We start from the raw sequence: 14,604 nt of genomic DNA on the forward strand, positions 1-14,604 counted from the left end.
GATAACTGCCGGTTGAGGCGTTCATGCCGGAAGTGGGAGTTATCCACAGGGGTGGCGGCCCGGTCACGCGTTGCCGGACGATGGAGGCCTCTCACTCCACGCGTCAGCCCGCCGCCGCGAGGACCAGCGGCAGGACCGGGCCGCTGCCGGCGCGGCGCAGGAGGCGGGCGGCGACCGCGAGGGTCCAGCCGGAGTCGGTGAAGTCGTCCACGAGCAGCACCGGGCCGGGTGCGTCGCGCAGGGCGGCGGCCAGCTCCTCGGGGACGGCGAGGGCCCCGGAGAGTGCCCGCAGCCGCTGGGCGGAGTTGCTGCGGCGGGCCGCGTACGCACCGTTCTCGGTGGTGTACGTCAGCGCGCCCAGGAACGGCAGGCGGCCGACGTTCGCGATGCCGCGCGCGAGCGAACCCACCAACTGCGGCCGGGACATCGACGGCAGGGCCACCACTCCCACCGGCCGGTCCTGGGCGTCCGCCGCGCCCGACGCCCAGCCGCCCGGAGACCGGGCCCAGTCGGCGAGCACCGCCACCGCGGCCCGCAGCACGTCGTCGGACACGGGGCCGTCCGGCGCGTGCTCGGCCAGCAGCGGGCGCAGCCGGTTGCCCCAGCCGATGTCGGAGAGCCGCCCCAGCGCGCGGCCGGTGGCGCACTGCTCGCCCGCCGGAATCCGCCCCTTGAGGTCGACGCCCAGGGCCGGCATCCCCGTCGGCCACATGCGGCGCGGCTCGATCTCCACTCCGGGGCGGTCCAGTTCCTTCTCCGCCGCGGTCAGGGTCTCGGCGGAGACGGCGGAATCCGCCCACGGTCCCGCGCAGTTGTCGCAGCGGCCGCAGGGCGCCGCGCCCTCGTCGTCCAGCTGCCGGCGCAGGAACTCCATCCGGCACTCGGTCGTGTCCACGTAGTCACGCATCGCCTGCTGCTCGGCGGCCCGCTGCCGCGCCACCCAGGCGTAGCGCTCGCTGTCGTACGTCCATGGGGCGCCGGTCGAGATCCAGCCGCCCTTCACCCGCTTCACCGCGCCGTCCACGTCGAGGACCTTGAGCATGGTCTCCAGGCGGCTGCGGCGCAGGTCGACGGCCGCCTCCAGGGCCGGCACGGACAGCGGCCTGCCCGCCTCGGCGAGCGCCGCGAGGGTCTGGCGGACCTGCGCCTCGGGAGGGAAGGCGGTGTCGGCGAAGTAGCGCCAGATGGCCTCGTCCTCCTTGCCCGGCAGCAGCATCACGTCGGCGTGGTCGACGCCGCGACCCGCGCGGCCGACCTGCTGGTAGTACGCGATCGGGGAGGACGGGGAGCCGAGGTGCAGCACGAAACCGAGGTCCGGCTTGTCGAAGCCCATGCCCAGGGCCGAGGTCGCGACCAGCGCCTTGACCCGGTTGCCCAGGAGATCGGCCTCGGCCTGCAGCCGGTCGGCGTTCTCCGTACGGCCGGTGTAGGAGGCCACGGCGAAGCCGCGCTGCCGCAGGTAGGCGGTGGCCTCCTCGGCCGCCGCCACCGTCAGCGCGTAGACGATGCCGGAGCCCGGCAGCTCGTCCAGGTGCTCGGCGAGCCAGGCGAGGCGGTGCGCGGCGTCCGGGAGCCGGACCACCCCGAGGCGCAGGCTCTCCCGCTCCAGCGGGCCGCGCAGCACCAGCGCCTCGCCGGCTCCGGTGCCCAGCTGCTCGGCCACGTCGGCGGTGACCCGCGCGTTGGCGGTCGCCGTCGTCGCGAGCACCGGTACCCCGGGCGCGAGTTCGGCGAGCATCGCCCTCAACCGCCGGTAGTCGGGCCGGAAGTCGTGTCCCCAGTCGGAGATGCAGTGGGCCTCGTCGACCACGAGCAGACCGGTCGTGGCCGCGAGCCTGGGCAGCAGCTGCTCGCGGAAGTCCACGGAGTTGAGCCGCTCGGGGCTGACCAGGAGGACGTCCGTCGCGCCGCGCTCGACCTCCTCGTGGATGGCGTCCCACTCCTCCGGATTGGCCGAGTTGATGGTGCGGGCCCGGATGCCCGCCCGCTCCGCCGCCTCGACCTGATTGCGCATCAGGGCGAGGAGCGGGGAGACGATGACCGTGGGCCCCGCGCCGCGGCGGCGCAGCAGCGCGGTGGCGACGAAGTACACCGCGGACTTGCCCCAGCCGGTGCGCTGCACCACGAGGGCTCGCCGGCGCTCCCGTACCAGCGCCTCGACCGCCTGCCACTGGTCCTCACGCAGTCGCGCGGAGCCTCCCGGGTCGCCTACCAGCTCGGCGAGGACGGTGTCGGCCTCGGTGCGCAGATCCGGGTCGTTCGGGTGGTCCAGGCGGTCCAGGTTCTCCATGCACCCCATGCAACCCGATGGCACCGACAGTCGGCCACTTCACCGCCTGTGACCACCCGTAACGGCGCACACGGCGCACGACACCCGGCGTACGCCCGCGCTTCCTGTCCGTATACGGAACAGAGCGTGAACAATGGGTAACTGGGCAGGGATATGAGAGTCATACCGGTTCATTCCAGTCAGCGGCCTCAATTGCTCGTTGCCGCCCGCGCACGGGCCAGGGAAGAATTGGAAATCCACCCCGCACGCCCAACGCGGTCCGTTGACCGTGCCGTGGTGCGCCCTCATCCGACCCTGCCCGCGGAGCGGGCGCGTATCCGAAGGGAGGATCGTGACCCTCGGATTCGCTCCGTCCTCGACCACTCCGGTCAACTCGTCGTCCGGGTCGGCCAGCCGCCTCGCTCGGATGCTCGAACCGGCCGAGTGGGCCTCGGCCGGGATCCCGCTGCTGCGCAACCCCCGTGAGGTCGTCAGCGGTCTGCACTCGAGGCACCGGCCCACGCCCTCGACGGCCGTGGTCGCCGTGCTCGACCACGAGGAACGGCTCGCGGCCAGCGCCTCGTTCACCCGCCGGCCGGCCCCCGCGGACGGCTGGGAGTTCCGCAACGCGCTCCTCGCGCACCTGCGCCGGGTCATCCCGCACGACCTGCGCCGGCGCGCCCCGGTGCGCACGGCCGTGCTGCTCTACTGCCGCGAGGGCGACGAGCGGTGGACCGAGGAGGACGGCGCGTGGATGTGGGGACTGCGGGACGCCTGCACGCTCCACGGGCTGCGCTGCGGCGCGTACATCACGCTGACCGGCGCCGGCTGGCAGGTGCTCGGCGAGGGCCGGGGCGGTCGCAGGCCGAGTTCCGACTCGCGGCCCACGCCGCTGGGCGAGGACCCGGCGCTCGACCTGCTGGTCCCGCGGATCGCGAGCGGCGCCCCCGAGCCACTGCGCCGGGCCGCCGCCCGCTGAAGGGACGGCGGTCGGAGCCGACGGCTCTCCGGCCACCAGTCGTCCGGATGATGCCAGACGTCCGGACGACGCCAGACGTCTGGGCAGGACACGTCTGAACGCCGTCCGCCTGGCGGGCACCCCGCCCGGACACCACCTGCCCGGAGACCACCTGCCCGGCGGACGCCCGCCCGGACGCCGAGCCAGCCTGGGGCCACCTGCCCGGCCGCTGCCAGAGCGGCCGGGACCGCTGCCAGAGCGCCGGGACCGCTGGGAGAGCGGCCGGCACCCGGGCGACCGCTGCCCGAAGGGCGGCCGCCAGAACAGCAGTTGCCCGAACGACGGTTGCCAGGCGGCCGACCGCCGTGACGCTCTACGCCGTCCGCCCCGGTCGCCTCAGACGCCGGCGCCGAGCGCGGCGTTGACCCGCTCGGGTTCGCCGCAGACGATCAGCAGGGCGGTCGCCCGCCGCATCGCCTCGGGCAGCCGACGGGCGACGGCCTCGTCGGTGCCGCCGTTGACGGCGACGACGACCACGGGCCGGGCGGCGGCCCGGGAGACGGCGGCCGCGTCCGCGAAGAACACGTCCTCACGGGTGTCCTGCTGCGCCCAGTAGGCGTCCTCGCCGAAGGACAGCTCGTGCGCCGCCCACGGGTGCTGGTCGCCGGTGGTGAGCACCAGGACGTCGCCGGGTGCGCGACCGGACTCGAGGAGCAGGTCCACCGCCTCCTCTGCGGCGTCGACGGCACCGTCGACGGGCGCGGGGATCAGCTGGATCTGCGGTTCGGTCCGCCGGTCGGAACGATTCTCCGTACGGTCTGCCGGCACCGGTCCGGCAGCGGGCGGTCGGGGCACCGGCGGGGCGGGCCTGGCCGGACCGGGGCCGGGACGGCCCGGGCGCGGGGAGGCCGCGGAACGCGGGCCGGGTACGGGTCGGGGGGTCGGCACGGGGCGGTCTGCGGCCGCGGTCGCGCGGGGACCCTGGGCGCTCTCGTGAATCTGAGGCTCCTCGGGATTGAGAGGCATGGGTGGATGTCTATCAAACGCCGTCGCACCGGGCTCCGGCGGGTGGGCGCACAAGGGCGCCCCGACTGCTGGAAGGGCTCTGCCGGAGCGGTCCGCAGAGGGCCGCGCCGGGTGTCAGGTACCGGAATCCAGGAGCCGGAAGTCAGAAGTCGAAGCCGAGTTGACCCCCGCTTTCGAGTGCGGCGGCCTCGGCCGAGAGGCGCACCTTCTTGAGGTGCCGCCAGCGGGGCATCGCGTCGAGGTAAGCCCAGGAGAGCCGGTGGTACGCGGTGGGTCCCAGCTCTTCCAGCGCGGCCTTGTGGACCGGCGAGGGGTAGCCCGCGTTGTCCGCGAAGGCGTACGCGGCGCAGTCGTCCGTCTCGGCCCCGAGGGTGGCCATCAGCGTGTCCCGGCGGACCTTGGCGATCACCGAGGCGGCGGCGACGGCGACACAAAACTGGTCGCCCTTGATCACCGTACGGACCTGCCAGGGGCTGCCCAGGTAGTCGTGCTTGCCGTCGAGGATCACCGCGTCGGGGCGGACCGGCAGGCCCTCCAGCGCGCGGATCGCGGCCAGCCGCAGTGCGGCGGTCATGCCGAGCTCGTCGATCTCGGTGGGCGAGGCGTCGCCCAGCGCGTACGCCGTGACCCACTGCTCGAGTTCGACGGCGAGTTCGGTGCGGCGCTTGGGGGTGAGCAGCTTGGAGTCGGTGAGCCCGGCGGGCGGGCGGCGCAGGCCGGTGACGGCGGCGCACACGGTGACGGGACCGGCCCACGCCCCGCGTCCGACCTCGTCGATCCCGGCAATGATCTTGGCACCGGTGGTCGCTCGGATCGAGCGCTCGACGCTGTGGGTGGGTGGTTCGTACGGCATGGCGCTTGTCAGATTACGCCGGTGGGCGCCCGCCTCGGTACCCGGATACCCCTCCGCCGTCCGGACCCGCCCGGAAGTCGTCCGGAACCCGACCGTTCGCGGACCGCCCCCGACCACTGGCGGGCCCCCTTCCCGAACCGCCCCGACCACTGGCGGCCCCCCTTCCCGAACCGCCCCGACCACTGGCGGGCCCCCTTCCCGAACCGCCCCGACCACTGGCGGGCCCCCTTCCCCGAACCGCCCTGACACCGCCCCGACGCCGCCCTAACGCCGCAGCAGCGGCATCATCACCAAATCGATCATCTCGGCGAGCTCGGCATCGCTCCATTCACTGGCGCACACCTTCGACCGGTACATCATCAGCGCCGGGATCACGTCGAAGACGATCTCGTGAGCCGCGTCCTCGCGCACCTCGCCGCGGGCGATGCCGCGCTCGATCACCTCGCGCAGCAGCCGCTGCGAGGGTTCGGTCACCGCGGTCGTGATCAGTTCGTGGAAGCGGTCGGCGGCCTCGTGGTCGCATTCGTGAAGCACGGCGCGCAGGGCGAAGCCGGGCTTCGAGTACATGACGGCCCGCACCCGGCCGCACAGCTGGTACAGGTCCTCGCGCACCCCGCCGTGGTCGGGCGCGTCGTCGAGGGCGGGGAGCCCGGCCCTGAGCGCGTCCGCGACCAGGTCCTCCTTGGACGGCCAGCGGCGGTAGACGGCGGCCTTGCCGGTCTGGGCTCCGGAGGCGACGGCCTCCATCGTCAGACCGTTCCAGCCGACCGTGCTCAGCTGTTCGAGGGCCGCTTCCAGGATGGCGCGTTCCAGTACCGCGCCGCGCCGGCGCGGCGCCGCCCCCTGCGGCCGAGCGGCGGCCTCGGAGTGCGAAGTAACCATCAGAACCTCTCTGTTGGGGAGGAACGGCTCGCCCGGCAGCACTCAGTGAACGCTTGCGTTCCCTGAGGGGGAGTCACTACCGTGGGCGACAGTGAACGAGTGCGTTCACTAAATTCTTCCGTGGGGGATACATAGTGACAACATCTCCGGTGGACACCCAGACCGATCCCGGCCGCAGTCCGGGTCCCGGCTCCGCCCGGTATCCGAACCGGCCGGGGATCGCGCTGACCGTCATCGCCGCCTGCCAGCTGATGGTCGTTCTGGACGCCACCATCGTGAACATCGCGCTTCCGCACATCCAGGAGGCGCTCTCCTTCTCCACCACCGACCTGTCGTGGGTGCTCAGCGCCTACACCCTCACCTTCGGCGGCCTGCTGCTGCTCGGCGGCCGGGCCGGCGACATCCTCGGCCGCCGCCGGGTGTTCCTGACCGGCATCCTGGTCTTCACCGCCGCCTCCCTCCTCGGCGGTTTCGCCCAGGAGCCGTGGCAGCTCCTCGCCGCGCGCGCCCTCCAGGGCGTCGGCGGCGCGATCGCCTCGCCCACGTCGCTGGCCCTGATCACGACGACGTTCCCCGAAGGTCCCGAACGCAACCGTGCGTTCGGCGTCTTCGCGGCCGTGTCCGCGGGCGGCGGCGCGATCGGACTGCTCGCCGGCGGCATGCTGACCGAGTGGCTCGACTGGCGCTGGGTGCTCTTCGTGAACGTCCCGATCGGCCTGCTCATCGCGTTCTTGACGCCGCGCTTCATCAACGAGTCCGAGCGCCACCCGGGCCGCTTCGACCTGGCCGGCGCGTTCTCCTCCACCCTCGGCATGGCCGCGCTCGTCTACGGCTTCATCCGGGCCTCCGAGGAGGGCTGGAAGGACTCGCTGACCATCGGTTCGTTCGTGTCCGCGGTGATCCTGCTCGCGGCCTTCGCCGTGGTCGAGTCACGCGCCCGTGAACCCATCACGCCGCTGCGGATGTTCGCCGACCGCAACCGCTCCGGCACGTACGTGATCATGCTCAGCCTGGCCGCCGCCATGTTCGGCATGTTCTTCTTCATCGTCCTGTTCGTGCAGAACGTGCTCGGCTACACGCCGATCCGCGCCGGTTTCGCCTTCCTCCCGGTGACGCTCGCCATCGGTGCGGGCGCCGGTCTCGCCCAGCGGCTGCTGCCCGTGCTCGGGCCCAAGCCGTTCATGGTGGCCGGTGCGGCGATCACCGGCATCGGCCTGTTCTGGCTGACCTTCATCACGCCGGACAGCTCCTACGCGAGCGGGGTCCTCGGGCCGATGGTCACCTTCGGCTTCGGCATGGGACTCAACTTCGTGACCCTCACCCTGACCGCGGTCTCGGGCGTCGCCCAGCACGAGGCCGGTGCGGCCTCGGGTCTGCTCAACGCCACCCAGCAGGTGGGCGGTTCCCTCGGTCTGTCCATCCTGGTCACGGTCTTCGGCACCGCGAGCAAGGACGAGGGCGAGCGGCAGGCGCAGGACTTCCTGGCGCACGCGACGGACGCGCAGAAGGCGGAGTTCCTCAAGGAGAAGCAGCTCCCGGCGCCGTGGTCGCACGAGGTGCTGACGGCCGGCATATCGACCGCGTTCGTCGCGGCGGTCGCCATGGTGCTGATCGCGTTCGTCACGGCGGTCGCGGTGATCCGCGTACGCAAGAGCGACCTGGAGGCCCTCAGCGGCAAGGCGGAGGCCGCCGGCCCGGTCGCATGACGCCGACGGCGTGCCCCCTCCCGCACGAGGGGGCACGCCGGTACGCGTGTGGCTGTAGGGCCTAAGGGGCGTAAGGGTCGTACGTGCTGTACGGATCGGCGTCCGGGTCGTACTCCTCGTCCCGGGTGGGATCGCCGCAGGAGGCGAAGCGGCTCACGGGCCGCGCGGCGAGGATGTCCCGGGCCCGGGACTCGGAGAGGCTGGTGGCGTACCAGCTCACGTCGCCCTCGTCGTCCAGCCGCTCGGCGATGTCCCGCAGCGCGCAGTCGCGCTGGGCACCCCGAAGCCGGTCGAGGGCGGGTACGGCGTCGGTGGAGAGCCCGGAGAGATAGCGCACGTCGATCTTGCCGAGCCGTTCGTAACGGTCGACGTTCTGCTGCGCGATGAGCGCGTCAGGCTGGATCAGCCCGAAGGCGAGGACGAAGCCGGCGGCGCTCACGGCCAGGGCGCGGGGCAGCAGCCGGGCGCCCCAGATCCCGGACGCCATGATCAGCAGGATCGCGACGCCGAGCCATATCTCCATGGTGGCCACCGAGATGCGCAGCCGGGTGAGCCCGTACGCGTCGACGTAGAGGTCCATCCTGCGCAGGGCGGAGGCGACCACGACCAGGGTGAGGACGCACAGGGTGCCGAGGACAGCCCGGACGAGCCGGGTGTCGCGTACGTCGCCCCGGGGCGCCCAGCGCAGCGCCAGGCCGATCACCACGAGAGTGAGGAGGGTGGCCATGAGCAGCTGCCAGAAGCCCTGGCGGGCGTACTCGGCGTAGGTCAGACCGGTCTGGCTGAGGACCTTGTCGTAGCCGCCGAAGAGCACGGCGAGCTGGATGGCGTTGAAGGCGGCGAAGAGCAGGTTCAGGACGACGAGCGGCAGCGCCCACTCCAGCCGGCCGCGAGCCCGGCCCTGGCCGAAGCTCAGCCGGTCCCAGCGCAGCGGCGCGGCGGCGGTACGGGCGACGGCCATCGCGCCGAACAGCCCGAGCAGGAAGCACAGGAACCGCCAGGGCGCCTGGTCCAGCGAGATGTCGGGCAGGAGGGAGCCGAGCAGATCGGCGAAGGCCGCGTCGGCGGCGGCGAACAGCCCGCCGAAGACCACCAGCAGGCCCGCGGCGACGAGCACCGTGCGCAGCACCGGGCCCCAGCGGCCCTGCGAGCCGCCGGCGCGTTCGCGCACGCCTCGCCAGGTCCATGCCATGCCGGTACCGAGGGAGTCGAAGAGCCCCACCGGCCCGAACAGCATGCTGGGCCAGCCCCGGCCGCCGTGCAGCGCGTAACCGGTGAGTCCCAGCGCCGTGACGATCGCGAGGAAGGTCGGCCAGCCCGCGTCGCTGAGTACGGGTACGAGGAGCAGCGCGGCGCCGCCGACGGCCCACACCAGCGTCCAGGGCCGCAGTCGACGGCCCGCCGCACGGGCGGCGAAGGCTCCGGCGAGGGTGGCGGGCACGGCCACGAGCAGCAGGTTCACGCCGGCGCCGCCGCTGAGCAGCAGCGAGGCCACCAGCGCGGTGGCCACGACGGCCCACAGCGTCGGAGAGGTCGGAGCGGCCGGCGCCGGGGGCCTGAGCTTGCTGGGCGCCGGCTTCCGCGGCGGCCCCCACGTCTGGTACGGCGGGGGGTACGACCCCGGCCGGTACGGCCCGTGCGGCGGCGCGGCCGCGGCCGACGCCGGAGTGGCGCTCGACGCCGGAGTGGCGCTCGACGTCGGAGTGGTACTCGGCGTCGGAGTGACGCTCGACGCCGGAGTGGCGCTCGACGTCGGCTTGGCGCTCGGCGTCGGGCTTCCCGGCGGCGGGCTGTCCTTGGGCGGCTCAGCGGATGGATTGTCGGTCACGGGACCCCCTCCCGGCCCGGTCCGCCCTGCCGTGCGGCTGCTCGGCGGTCCCGGTGGCTCGTCGGCGCGCTGTGTTTGTCATGATCAGCGCTGCGAGTGGCCGACTCTAACCGCGCGGCGACCCGCCGAACCGTTTCGGCCCCGGCTGTGGCAGGACCGTGACACTCGTGCCCGGAACGCCCGGTACCGTCCGTCATCCCGCCGCCCGGGCCGCTCGGCCTGCCCGGATGGCGGGACGACGACAGCGCGCTCGACGCCGCACTCGCCGGCGCGCTCGACCGCGCTTGAGACCTGCGACGACGGCGACGGCGACCGCGCTCGAGCCCTCCCTAGGAGTGCGCCGCCGTCGGCACCCACTCCGGCAGTTCCTCGGTCTGCTCGAGCCAGGCGGCGGGCGGCTCGCCGCCCGGTCCCGCCGCGACGACCCCGCAGGCGATGGCGCACGTGGTGTCGACGTCACCGCCCACCCCGGCCGTCGTCCAGAAGACCCGCTCGAAGTCCCCGAGTGCCCGCGCCGCGGACCACAGGGCGAACGGCACGGTGTCGTGCGCGCTCGTCCGCCGGCCGCTGCCGAGGACCGCCGCGACGGTCGCCGCGTCGCCGTAGTCGAGCATGTCGCGGGCCCGGCGAAGACCGGCGCCGACCGCGCTGCGCGGAACGAGCGCGACGACACCGTCGAGCAGCGCCTCGGGCGTGGGCGGACCGGCCGGGTCCGCGACGAGGGCGGCCGCGGCGGCGACGGCCATCGTCCCGACGACGGCCTCGCGGTGCTGGTGGGTGGTGTACGCGGAGATCTCGGCCTGGTGGGTCGCCTGTTCCGGGTCGTCGGCGTACCAGGCGCCGAGCGGCGCGATCCGCATGGCGGCGCCGTTGCCCCACGAGCCCTGCCCGTTGAAGAGACCCGCGGCGAGCTGCCGCCAGTCCCCTCCCTCGCGGATGAGCCGGAGCATCCGGTTGACGGCGGGGCCGTAGCCGCGGTCGAAGTCGTGGTGCACGGCGAAGGACTGCGCCAGCGCGTCCTGGTCGATCCGCGCGTGGCGGGCGAGCACGGCGAGGACCGAGCAGGCCATCTCCGTGTCATCGGTCCACTGCCAGGGGCCGGTCGGCGGCTCGTGCCGTTTGAGCAGGGGATAGTTGGCGGGAACGAAGTACTGGGAGCCCAGGGCGTCTCCCACGGACAGCCCGCGCAGGCTGGCCAGGGCGCGTTCGAAGCGCCGGTCGAGAGAGGAGTCAGCGGTCATCGGTCTGCCACTCTAATTCGTAGCCAACGGATCCAGCACCATCAAAGTGGTGCGGCTGTGCCTCTTCGGCCCCTGTCGCGGCTGCCGGCGTTGTCTGTTCCGCACCGCGGCTGCCGTCGGAGTGCTGTCCTCGCGTAGGAGCCGGTGCCTACGATCGATCTCGACCCTGGTGCTCGCGACACTGGTCAGCTTCGGCGTCGACGTCGTGGTGGGCTTCCTGCCCTTCGACTCCATGGTGAGCAGAGCAGGGAACGGTTCTGCCGGCGTAGCGGACGTGGCCGCGTTCCTCGGGCTCGTCCTCGGGGCCACCGGTCTGTTCATCGGCGTGCTGATGTTCCAGATCGCCTTCACCCACCTGGTCGGATACCGCCTCTGTGCGACCTTGCGGGTCCGCCACGCTGCCCTGGCCCCGCCGCCCCGGCACGGAGCCTTCCCGCCGCGGTGAACGAGGCCCCGCCGGCATCCCTCGTCGTCTGGCGGGGCCGCGCTGCTGCGCAGCTACTTCACCGGCTTCCACACCTCGCAGCCCTCGGACGTGAACTGGCCGTCCGACGACCGGATCGTGATCGTGATCTTCCGCGCGGACGTCGCGAAGTTGTTGTCGATGATCTCCCCGGACTCCGACGTCCGCTCCCAGTAGCAGTTCTCCATCTTTCCCTCGGCCCGGTACGTGCCCGGCGGGATGGTGTCCCCGTCGCCGTCGGCGGCAGGCTTCGACGACACCACGTACGTGCCGTTGCCGAACCACCGGTCGTACTTCCCCGACACCGCCTGCTTCAGGACCGTCGACCACTTCGGGCACAACTTCGGGATCCCCGCCTGCAGGATCGCCTTGCCGTCACCCTCGAAGTTGCCGGACTCCGCCAGCCACTGCGGCCGTGACCAGTTCCCGGCCCCGCTCGTGGGCAGCGACTCGCAGATGTCCTCCACGAACGCGGCAGCCGAGCCCGCGTACAGATCGTCGACCTCCCAGTTCTTCTCCGCCGCCAGAAGATCCAGCTCCTCCTGCGGTGTGGCCGGCGTGCTCGGCGCCTCCGTGACCGGCTCCTCCGTAGCCGGTGCGACGGACACATCGACCGTCGGTGTGTCACCGACCGTCGGTATCTCACTGACCGCGGGGATCGTCCCCGCCCCCTTCGCGGAGTTGTCGTCGCCCCCCGAGCACCCGGACACCATTGCCGCCGCGGCCGCCATCGCGACCGCCGCCCCCACCCTGCGCACATGTCTCATCCCGCGAATATGCCACCGCCCGGCGGCCTGGGGGTCGAGAACAGCCACACAGGGGCTCCGAAACGACGGCGCGGGGCCTGACCAGGCTCTATGAGCGATCGCTGTTCGCACACCGGGACAGTGCCTGACGAGTCGGCACCATGAGGTGTCGACCCGGGTGTCTACCCGGTGGGCCCGTACGGTTCCGGGGTACGCCAGCGTTCGAAGGGCCGGTCGAGCCGGTACTTCCCGTCCTTGCCGAGCAGCAGCATCCGGGTCTCCGCGTTGTCCGGGTTGGACAGCGATTCGAACTCGGCGACCGTCCAGTGGAACCAGCGCATGCAGAAGAGGCGCATGGTCAGTCCGTGGGTGACGAGCAGCACGTTGGGCGGGTGGTCGGGCGCCTCGAAGCTCCGGTAGAGGCTCTCCAGGAAGGCACCCACCCGGTCGTACACGTCGGCGCCGGACTCGCCCTGTGCGAAGCGGTAGAAGAAGTGGCCGTAGGCGTCGCGGTACGCCTTCTGGAGGCGTACGTCCTCCCGCTCCTGCCAGTTGCCCCAGTCCTGCTCGCGCAGCCGGGGCTCCTCCCGCACGCGGACCCGGCGCGGGTCGAGCCGGAAGGCGTGCAGCGTCTCATGGGTGCGGCGGTACGGCGACACGTAGACGCTGACCCGTTCGTCCCCGAACAGCTCGCGCAGCCGCTCACCCGTCCTCTCGGCCTGGCTCCGCCCGGTCCTGGTGAGGCGGAGTGCGTGGTCGGGCTCGCGCTCGTACACCGTGTCGTCCACATTGCCCTCGGACTCTCCGTGTCGTACGAGGACGATGCGTCGCGGTCGTGCCATGCCACGACCCTAGACGGCACCCCGCCGACCGGCTCAGCCGGGCAGGCGCCCGGCGTCCATCCGGCGTACGGCCCCTCGACGAGACGGGCGCCCTAACGGCTGCCGGGGACCCGATCCTCGAACGCGTGGCGGGCCTCACCGCGGCACCCTCGCCACGGCCGCCCCCGCCGCCCCCGCCGCGCCACCGCCACGGCCGCCCCCCGCCGCCTCAGCCGAGCGAAAAGCGTCACCGGCGGGCATCCAGGAAGATCACACCGTCCAGGCGGACTCGAGCTGCACCACGTCGCCCGTCATCGCCGCGACATCGGCCTCGGTCTGCGCCCGCAGGCCGAGCCGCTCGATCCGCTCGACGCGGTACTTGCCGTGCTCCGCCGCCGAGTTCCACATCGACAGGACCAGGAACTCGTGCCCGGGCGCCTCGCCGAACAGGCCCCGGAGCATGCCGGGAGACCCGGCCATCGCCGGGTTCCACACCTTCTCCTGCATCAGGGCGAAGTGCTCCACGCGCTCCTCGTGCACCCGGCAGTGCGCGACCCGGGCCACGTCCGCGTCGGCGAACCGCGGCTCGAAACCCGTCTTCACGTCGAAGCGGTGGTCGAACAGCTTGACCTGGGCGTCCCGGTACGTGCCGACCTGGGAAGCCGCGAGCCGGTCGTGCGAGCGGGCCATGAAGGAGTCGTAGAACGCGCGGCTCTCCCAGAACGCGAAGACATGGGCGACATCCGGCCGCCGCCGGCTCCACCCTCCGCCCTGCCCCCGGAATCCCGGCTCACCGAGCAGACCCGCCCACTTCCGCTGCCCCCGCTCGAACCCTCGACGGTCCACCACGGTGCAGCGAATCCACTTGACCAGCACCGAGCCATGGTACGGGGCGGACGGGCGCGCCGTCAGACCTCGCCGGAGTGCACCCGCACCAGACCCGCGGCCTCCTCCTCGTCCACCTCGATCCCGAAGACCTCGGCCAGGGTGACCGTCAACTCCTCCGTCTCCACCCGGCGTTCCTCCCGCGATCCGTCGACGAGTACCGAGGTCAGGCCGTCGCGCACCAGCGCCCGGCGCACCGCCGCGCCCGGAAGATGGGCCACCACCTGGCCGAGGAAGCGCGACCGGGGATGGCTGGAGCTGTAGTGGTTCATGAGCTCGAAGTCCACGGGGAACAGGGTGTGCGGTGCGAAGGAGTAGAGGTCGGTCCACCCCTCCGGGCGAAGCGCGCGCAGCACGTGGACGCCCTCCGCCTCGACGCCGACGCCGAAGACCCAGCCGTCCTGCTCGACGCGCGCGCCGTCGGCGAGCGGCACCGGCTCCAGCGGCCCCTGCCAGCCGAAGCCGGCGTCCGCGAGCCACTGCTCGCCGCCCACGGTGACGACGAGCACCGCGTGGGTGATCGGCGTCAGTGCGTCACCCCGGCTCCGGTTACGGGCGCCGCGCCCCGCGACCTCGAAACCGATCCGTTCCAGGGCCGCGGCGAGCAGCGAGTTCTGCTCGTAGCAGTAGCCGCCGCGACGGCGGGCGACGAGCTTGGCCTGGAGGCTCTTGAGGTCCAGGTCGATCCGGCGCCCGAGTGCCACGTCCAGGTTCTCGAAGGGGATCGCCTCCACGTGCGCCCGGTGCACGGCGCGCAGGGTCGCGATATCGGGGGCGAGCTCCCCCGAGTACCCGATCCGCGCCAGATATGCGTCCAGATCCAGCTCTTCCCCGCCCCACATGCGGCACTCCCCCTCGACCGATGACATGTTGATCACATGACACCATGAACGCACGTCAGGAACCTTACGGAGAGAGGGGATTCA

The 14,604-nt window shown here is 72.6% G+C and carries 13 protein-coding genes; 3 read left to right on the forward strand and 10 right to left on the reverse strand.

The features are described 5' to 3' along the window. Positions 1-103 precede the first annotated feature (103 nt). A complete protein-coding gene (locus ACFWJO_RS27145) occupies positions 104-2,290 on the reverse strand; it encodes a RecQ family ATP-dependent DNA helicase (protein WP_386869173.1) in 2,187 nt (728 codons plus the stop codon). Between the two features lie 331 nt (positions 2,291-2,621). On the opposite strand from ACFWJO_RS27145, the gene ACFWJO_RS27150 reads away from it, so the two are divergent. Then, complete coding sequence (locus ACFWJO_RS27150; RefSeq protein ID WP_386869174.1) at positions 2,622-3,248, forward strand: hypothetical protein; 627 nt, start codon at positions 2,622-2,624, stop codon at positions 3,246-3,248. Between the two features lie 375 nt (positions 3,249-3,623). Here ACFWJO_RS27150 and ACFWJO_RS27155 read toward each other — a convergent pair whose 3' ends face one another. The 3 genes from ACFWJO_RS27155 to ACFWJO_RS27165 all read right to left on the reverse strand — a co-directional run bounded on the left by ACFWJO_RS27155 (position 3,624) and on the right by ACFWJO_RS27165 (position 5,988). Then, a complete protein-coding gene (locus tag ACFWJO_RS27155) occupies positions 3,624-4,253 on the reverse strand; it encodes a hypothetical protein (protein ID WP_386869176.1) in 630 nt (209 codons plus the stop codon). Positions 4,254-4,395: 142 nt separating this feature from the next. Further along, positions 4,396-5,106 carry a ribonuclease HII gene (locus tag ACFWJO_RS27160; RefSeq protein WP_386869178.1) on the reverse strand — a complete coding sequence of 237 codons (711 nt, stop codon included), beginning with the start codon at positions 5,104-5,106 and terminating at the stop codon, positions 4,396-4,398. Between the two features lie 264 nt (positions 5,107-5,370). Continuing rightward, positions 5,371-5,988, reverse strand: coding sequence for a TetR/AcrR family transcriptional regulator (locus ACFWJO_RS27165; protein WP_384415203.1), 618 nt, complete (start codon positions 5,986-5,988; stop codon positions 5,371-5,373). A gap of 134 nt (positions 5,989-6,122) precedes the next feature. Between ACFWJO_RS27165 and ACFWJO_RS27170 the strand changes: the two genes are divergently transcribed. Then, positions 6,123-7,694 (forward strand): MFS transporter, encoded by a 1,572-nt coding sequence (locus ACFWJO_RS27170; protein ID WP_386869180.1) that lies wholly within the window; start codon positions 6,123-6,125, stop codon positions 7,692-7,694. A gap of 61 nt (positions 7,695-7,755) precedes the next feature. Here ACFWJO_RS27170 and ACFWJO_RS27175 read toward each other — a convergent pair whose 3' ends face one another. Both ACFWJO_RS27175 and ACFWJO_RS27180 read right to left on the reverse strand, forming a co-directional pair. Further along, complete coding sequence (locus ACFWJO_RS27175) at positions 7,756-9,204, reverse strand: DUF4153 domain-containing protein (protein WP_386869182.1); 1,449 nt, start codon at positions 9,202-9,204, stop codon at positions 7,756-7,758. Between the two features lie 647 nt (positions 9,205-9,851). Beyond that, a complete protein-coding gene (locus ACFWJO_RS27180) occupies positions 9,852-10,763 on the reverse strand; it encodes an ADP-ribosylglycohydrolase family protein (protein ID WP_386869184.1) in 912 nt (303 codons plus the stop codon). Between the two features lie 169 nt (positions 10,764-10,932). Between ACFWJO_RS27180 and ACFWJO_RS27185 the strand changes: the two genes are divergently transcribed. Beyond that, positions 10,933-11,208, forward strand: coding sequence for a hypothetical protein (locus ACFWJO_RS27185; protein ID WP_386869186.1), 276 nt, complete (start codon positions 10,933-10,935; stop codon positions 11,206-11,208). Positions 11,209-11,261: 53 nt separating this feature from the next. Here the strand turns inward: ACFWJO_RS27185 and ACFWJO_RS27190 are convergent, their stop codons facing one another. From ACFWJO_RS27190 to ACFWJO_RS27205, 4 genes are all read right to left on the reverse strand, one after another. Further along, entirely contained in the window at positions 11,262-11,834 is a 573-nt protein-coding gene (locus ACFWJO_RS27190) for a hypothetical protein (protein WP_386869188.1), read from the reverse strand. Between the two features lie 320 nt (positions 11,835-12,154). Next, entirely contained in the window at positions 12,155-12,814 is a 660-nt protein-coding gene (locus ACFWJO_RS27195) for a phosphoglycerate mutase family protein (RefSeq protein WP_386869190.1), read from the reverse strand. 249 nt (positions 12,815-13,063) lie between these two features. Further along, positions 13,064-13,669 (reverse strand): YdbC family protein, encoded by a 606-nt coding sequence (locus tag ACFWJO_RS27200; RefSeq protein WP_384415218.1) that lies wholly within the window; start codon positions 13,667-13,669, stop codon positions 13,064-13,066. 32 nt (positions 13,670-13,701) lie between these two features. Further along, positions 13,702-14,520 (reverse strand): arylamine N-acetyltransferase, encoded by an 819-nt coding sequence (locus tag ACFWJO_RS27205; RefSeq protein WP_386869192.1) that lies wholly within the window; start codon positions 14,518-14,520, stop codon positions 13,702-13,704. Positions 14,521-14,604 lie beyond the last annotated feature (84 nt).

This window comes from Streptomyces sp. NPDC127092 (assembly GCF_042722475.1).
Classification (GTDB): Bacteria; Actinomycetota; Actinomycetes; order Streptomycetales; family Streptomycetaceae; genus Streptomyces.

Bases quoted from the DNA above. Each gene is read 5' to 3' on its own strand.
- ACFWJO_RS27145 (WP_386869173.1), bottom strand. From the start codon at position 2,290: ATGGAGAACCTGGACCGCCTGGACCACCCGAACGACCCGGATCTGCGC.
- ACFWJO_RS27155 (WP_386869176.1), bottom strand. From the start codon at position 4,253: ATGCCTCTCAATCCCGAGGAGCCTCAGATTCACGAGAGCGCCCAGGGT.
- ACFWJO_RS27160 (WP_386869178.1), bottom strand. From the start codon at position 5,106: ATGCCGTACGAACCACCCACCCACAGCGTCGAGCGCTCGATCCGAGCG.
- ACFWJO_RS27165 (WP_384415203.1), bottom strand. From the start codon at position 5,988: ATGGTTACTTCGCACTCCGAGGCCGCCGCTCGGCCGCAGGGGGCGGCG.
- ACFWJO_RS27180 (WP_386869184.1), bottom strand. From the start codon at position 10,763: ATGACCGCTGACTCCTCTCTCGACCGGCGCTTCGAACGCGCCCTGGCC.
- ACFWJO_RS27195 (WP_386869190.1), bottom strand. From the start codon at position 12,814: ATGGCACGACCGCGACGCATCGTCCTCGTACGACACGGAGAGTCCGAG.
- ACFWJO_RS27205 (WP_386869192.1), bottom strand. From the start codon at position 14,520: ATGTGGGGCGGGGAAGAGCTGGATCTGGACGCATATCTGGCGCGGATC.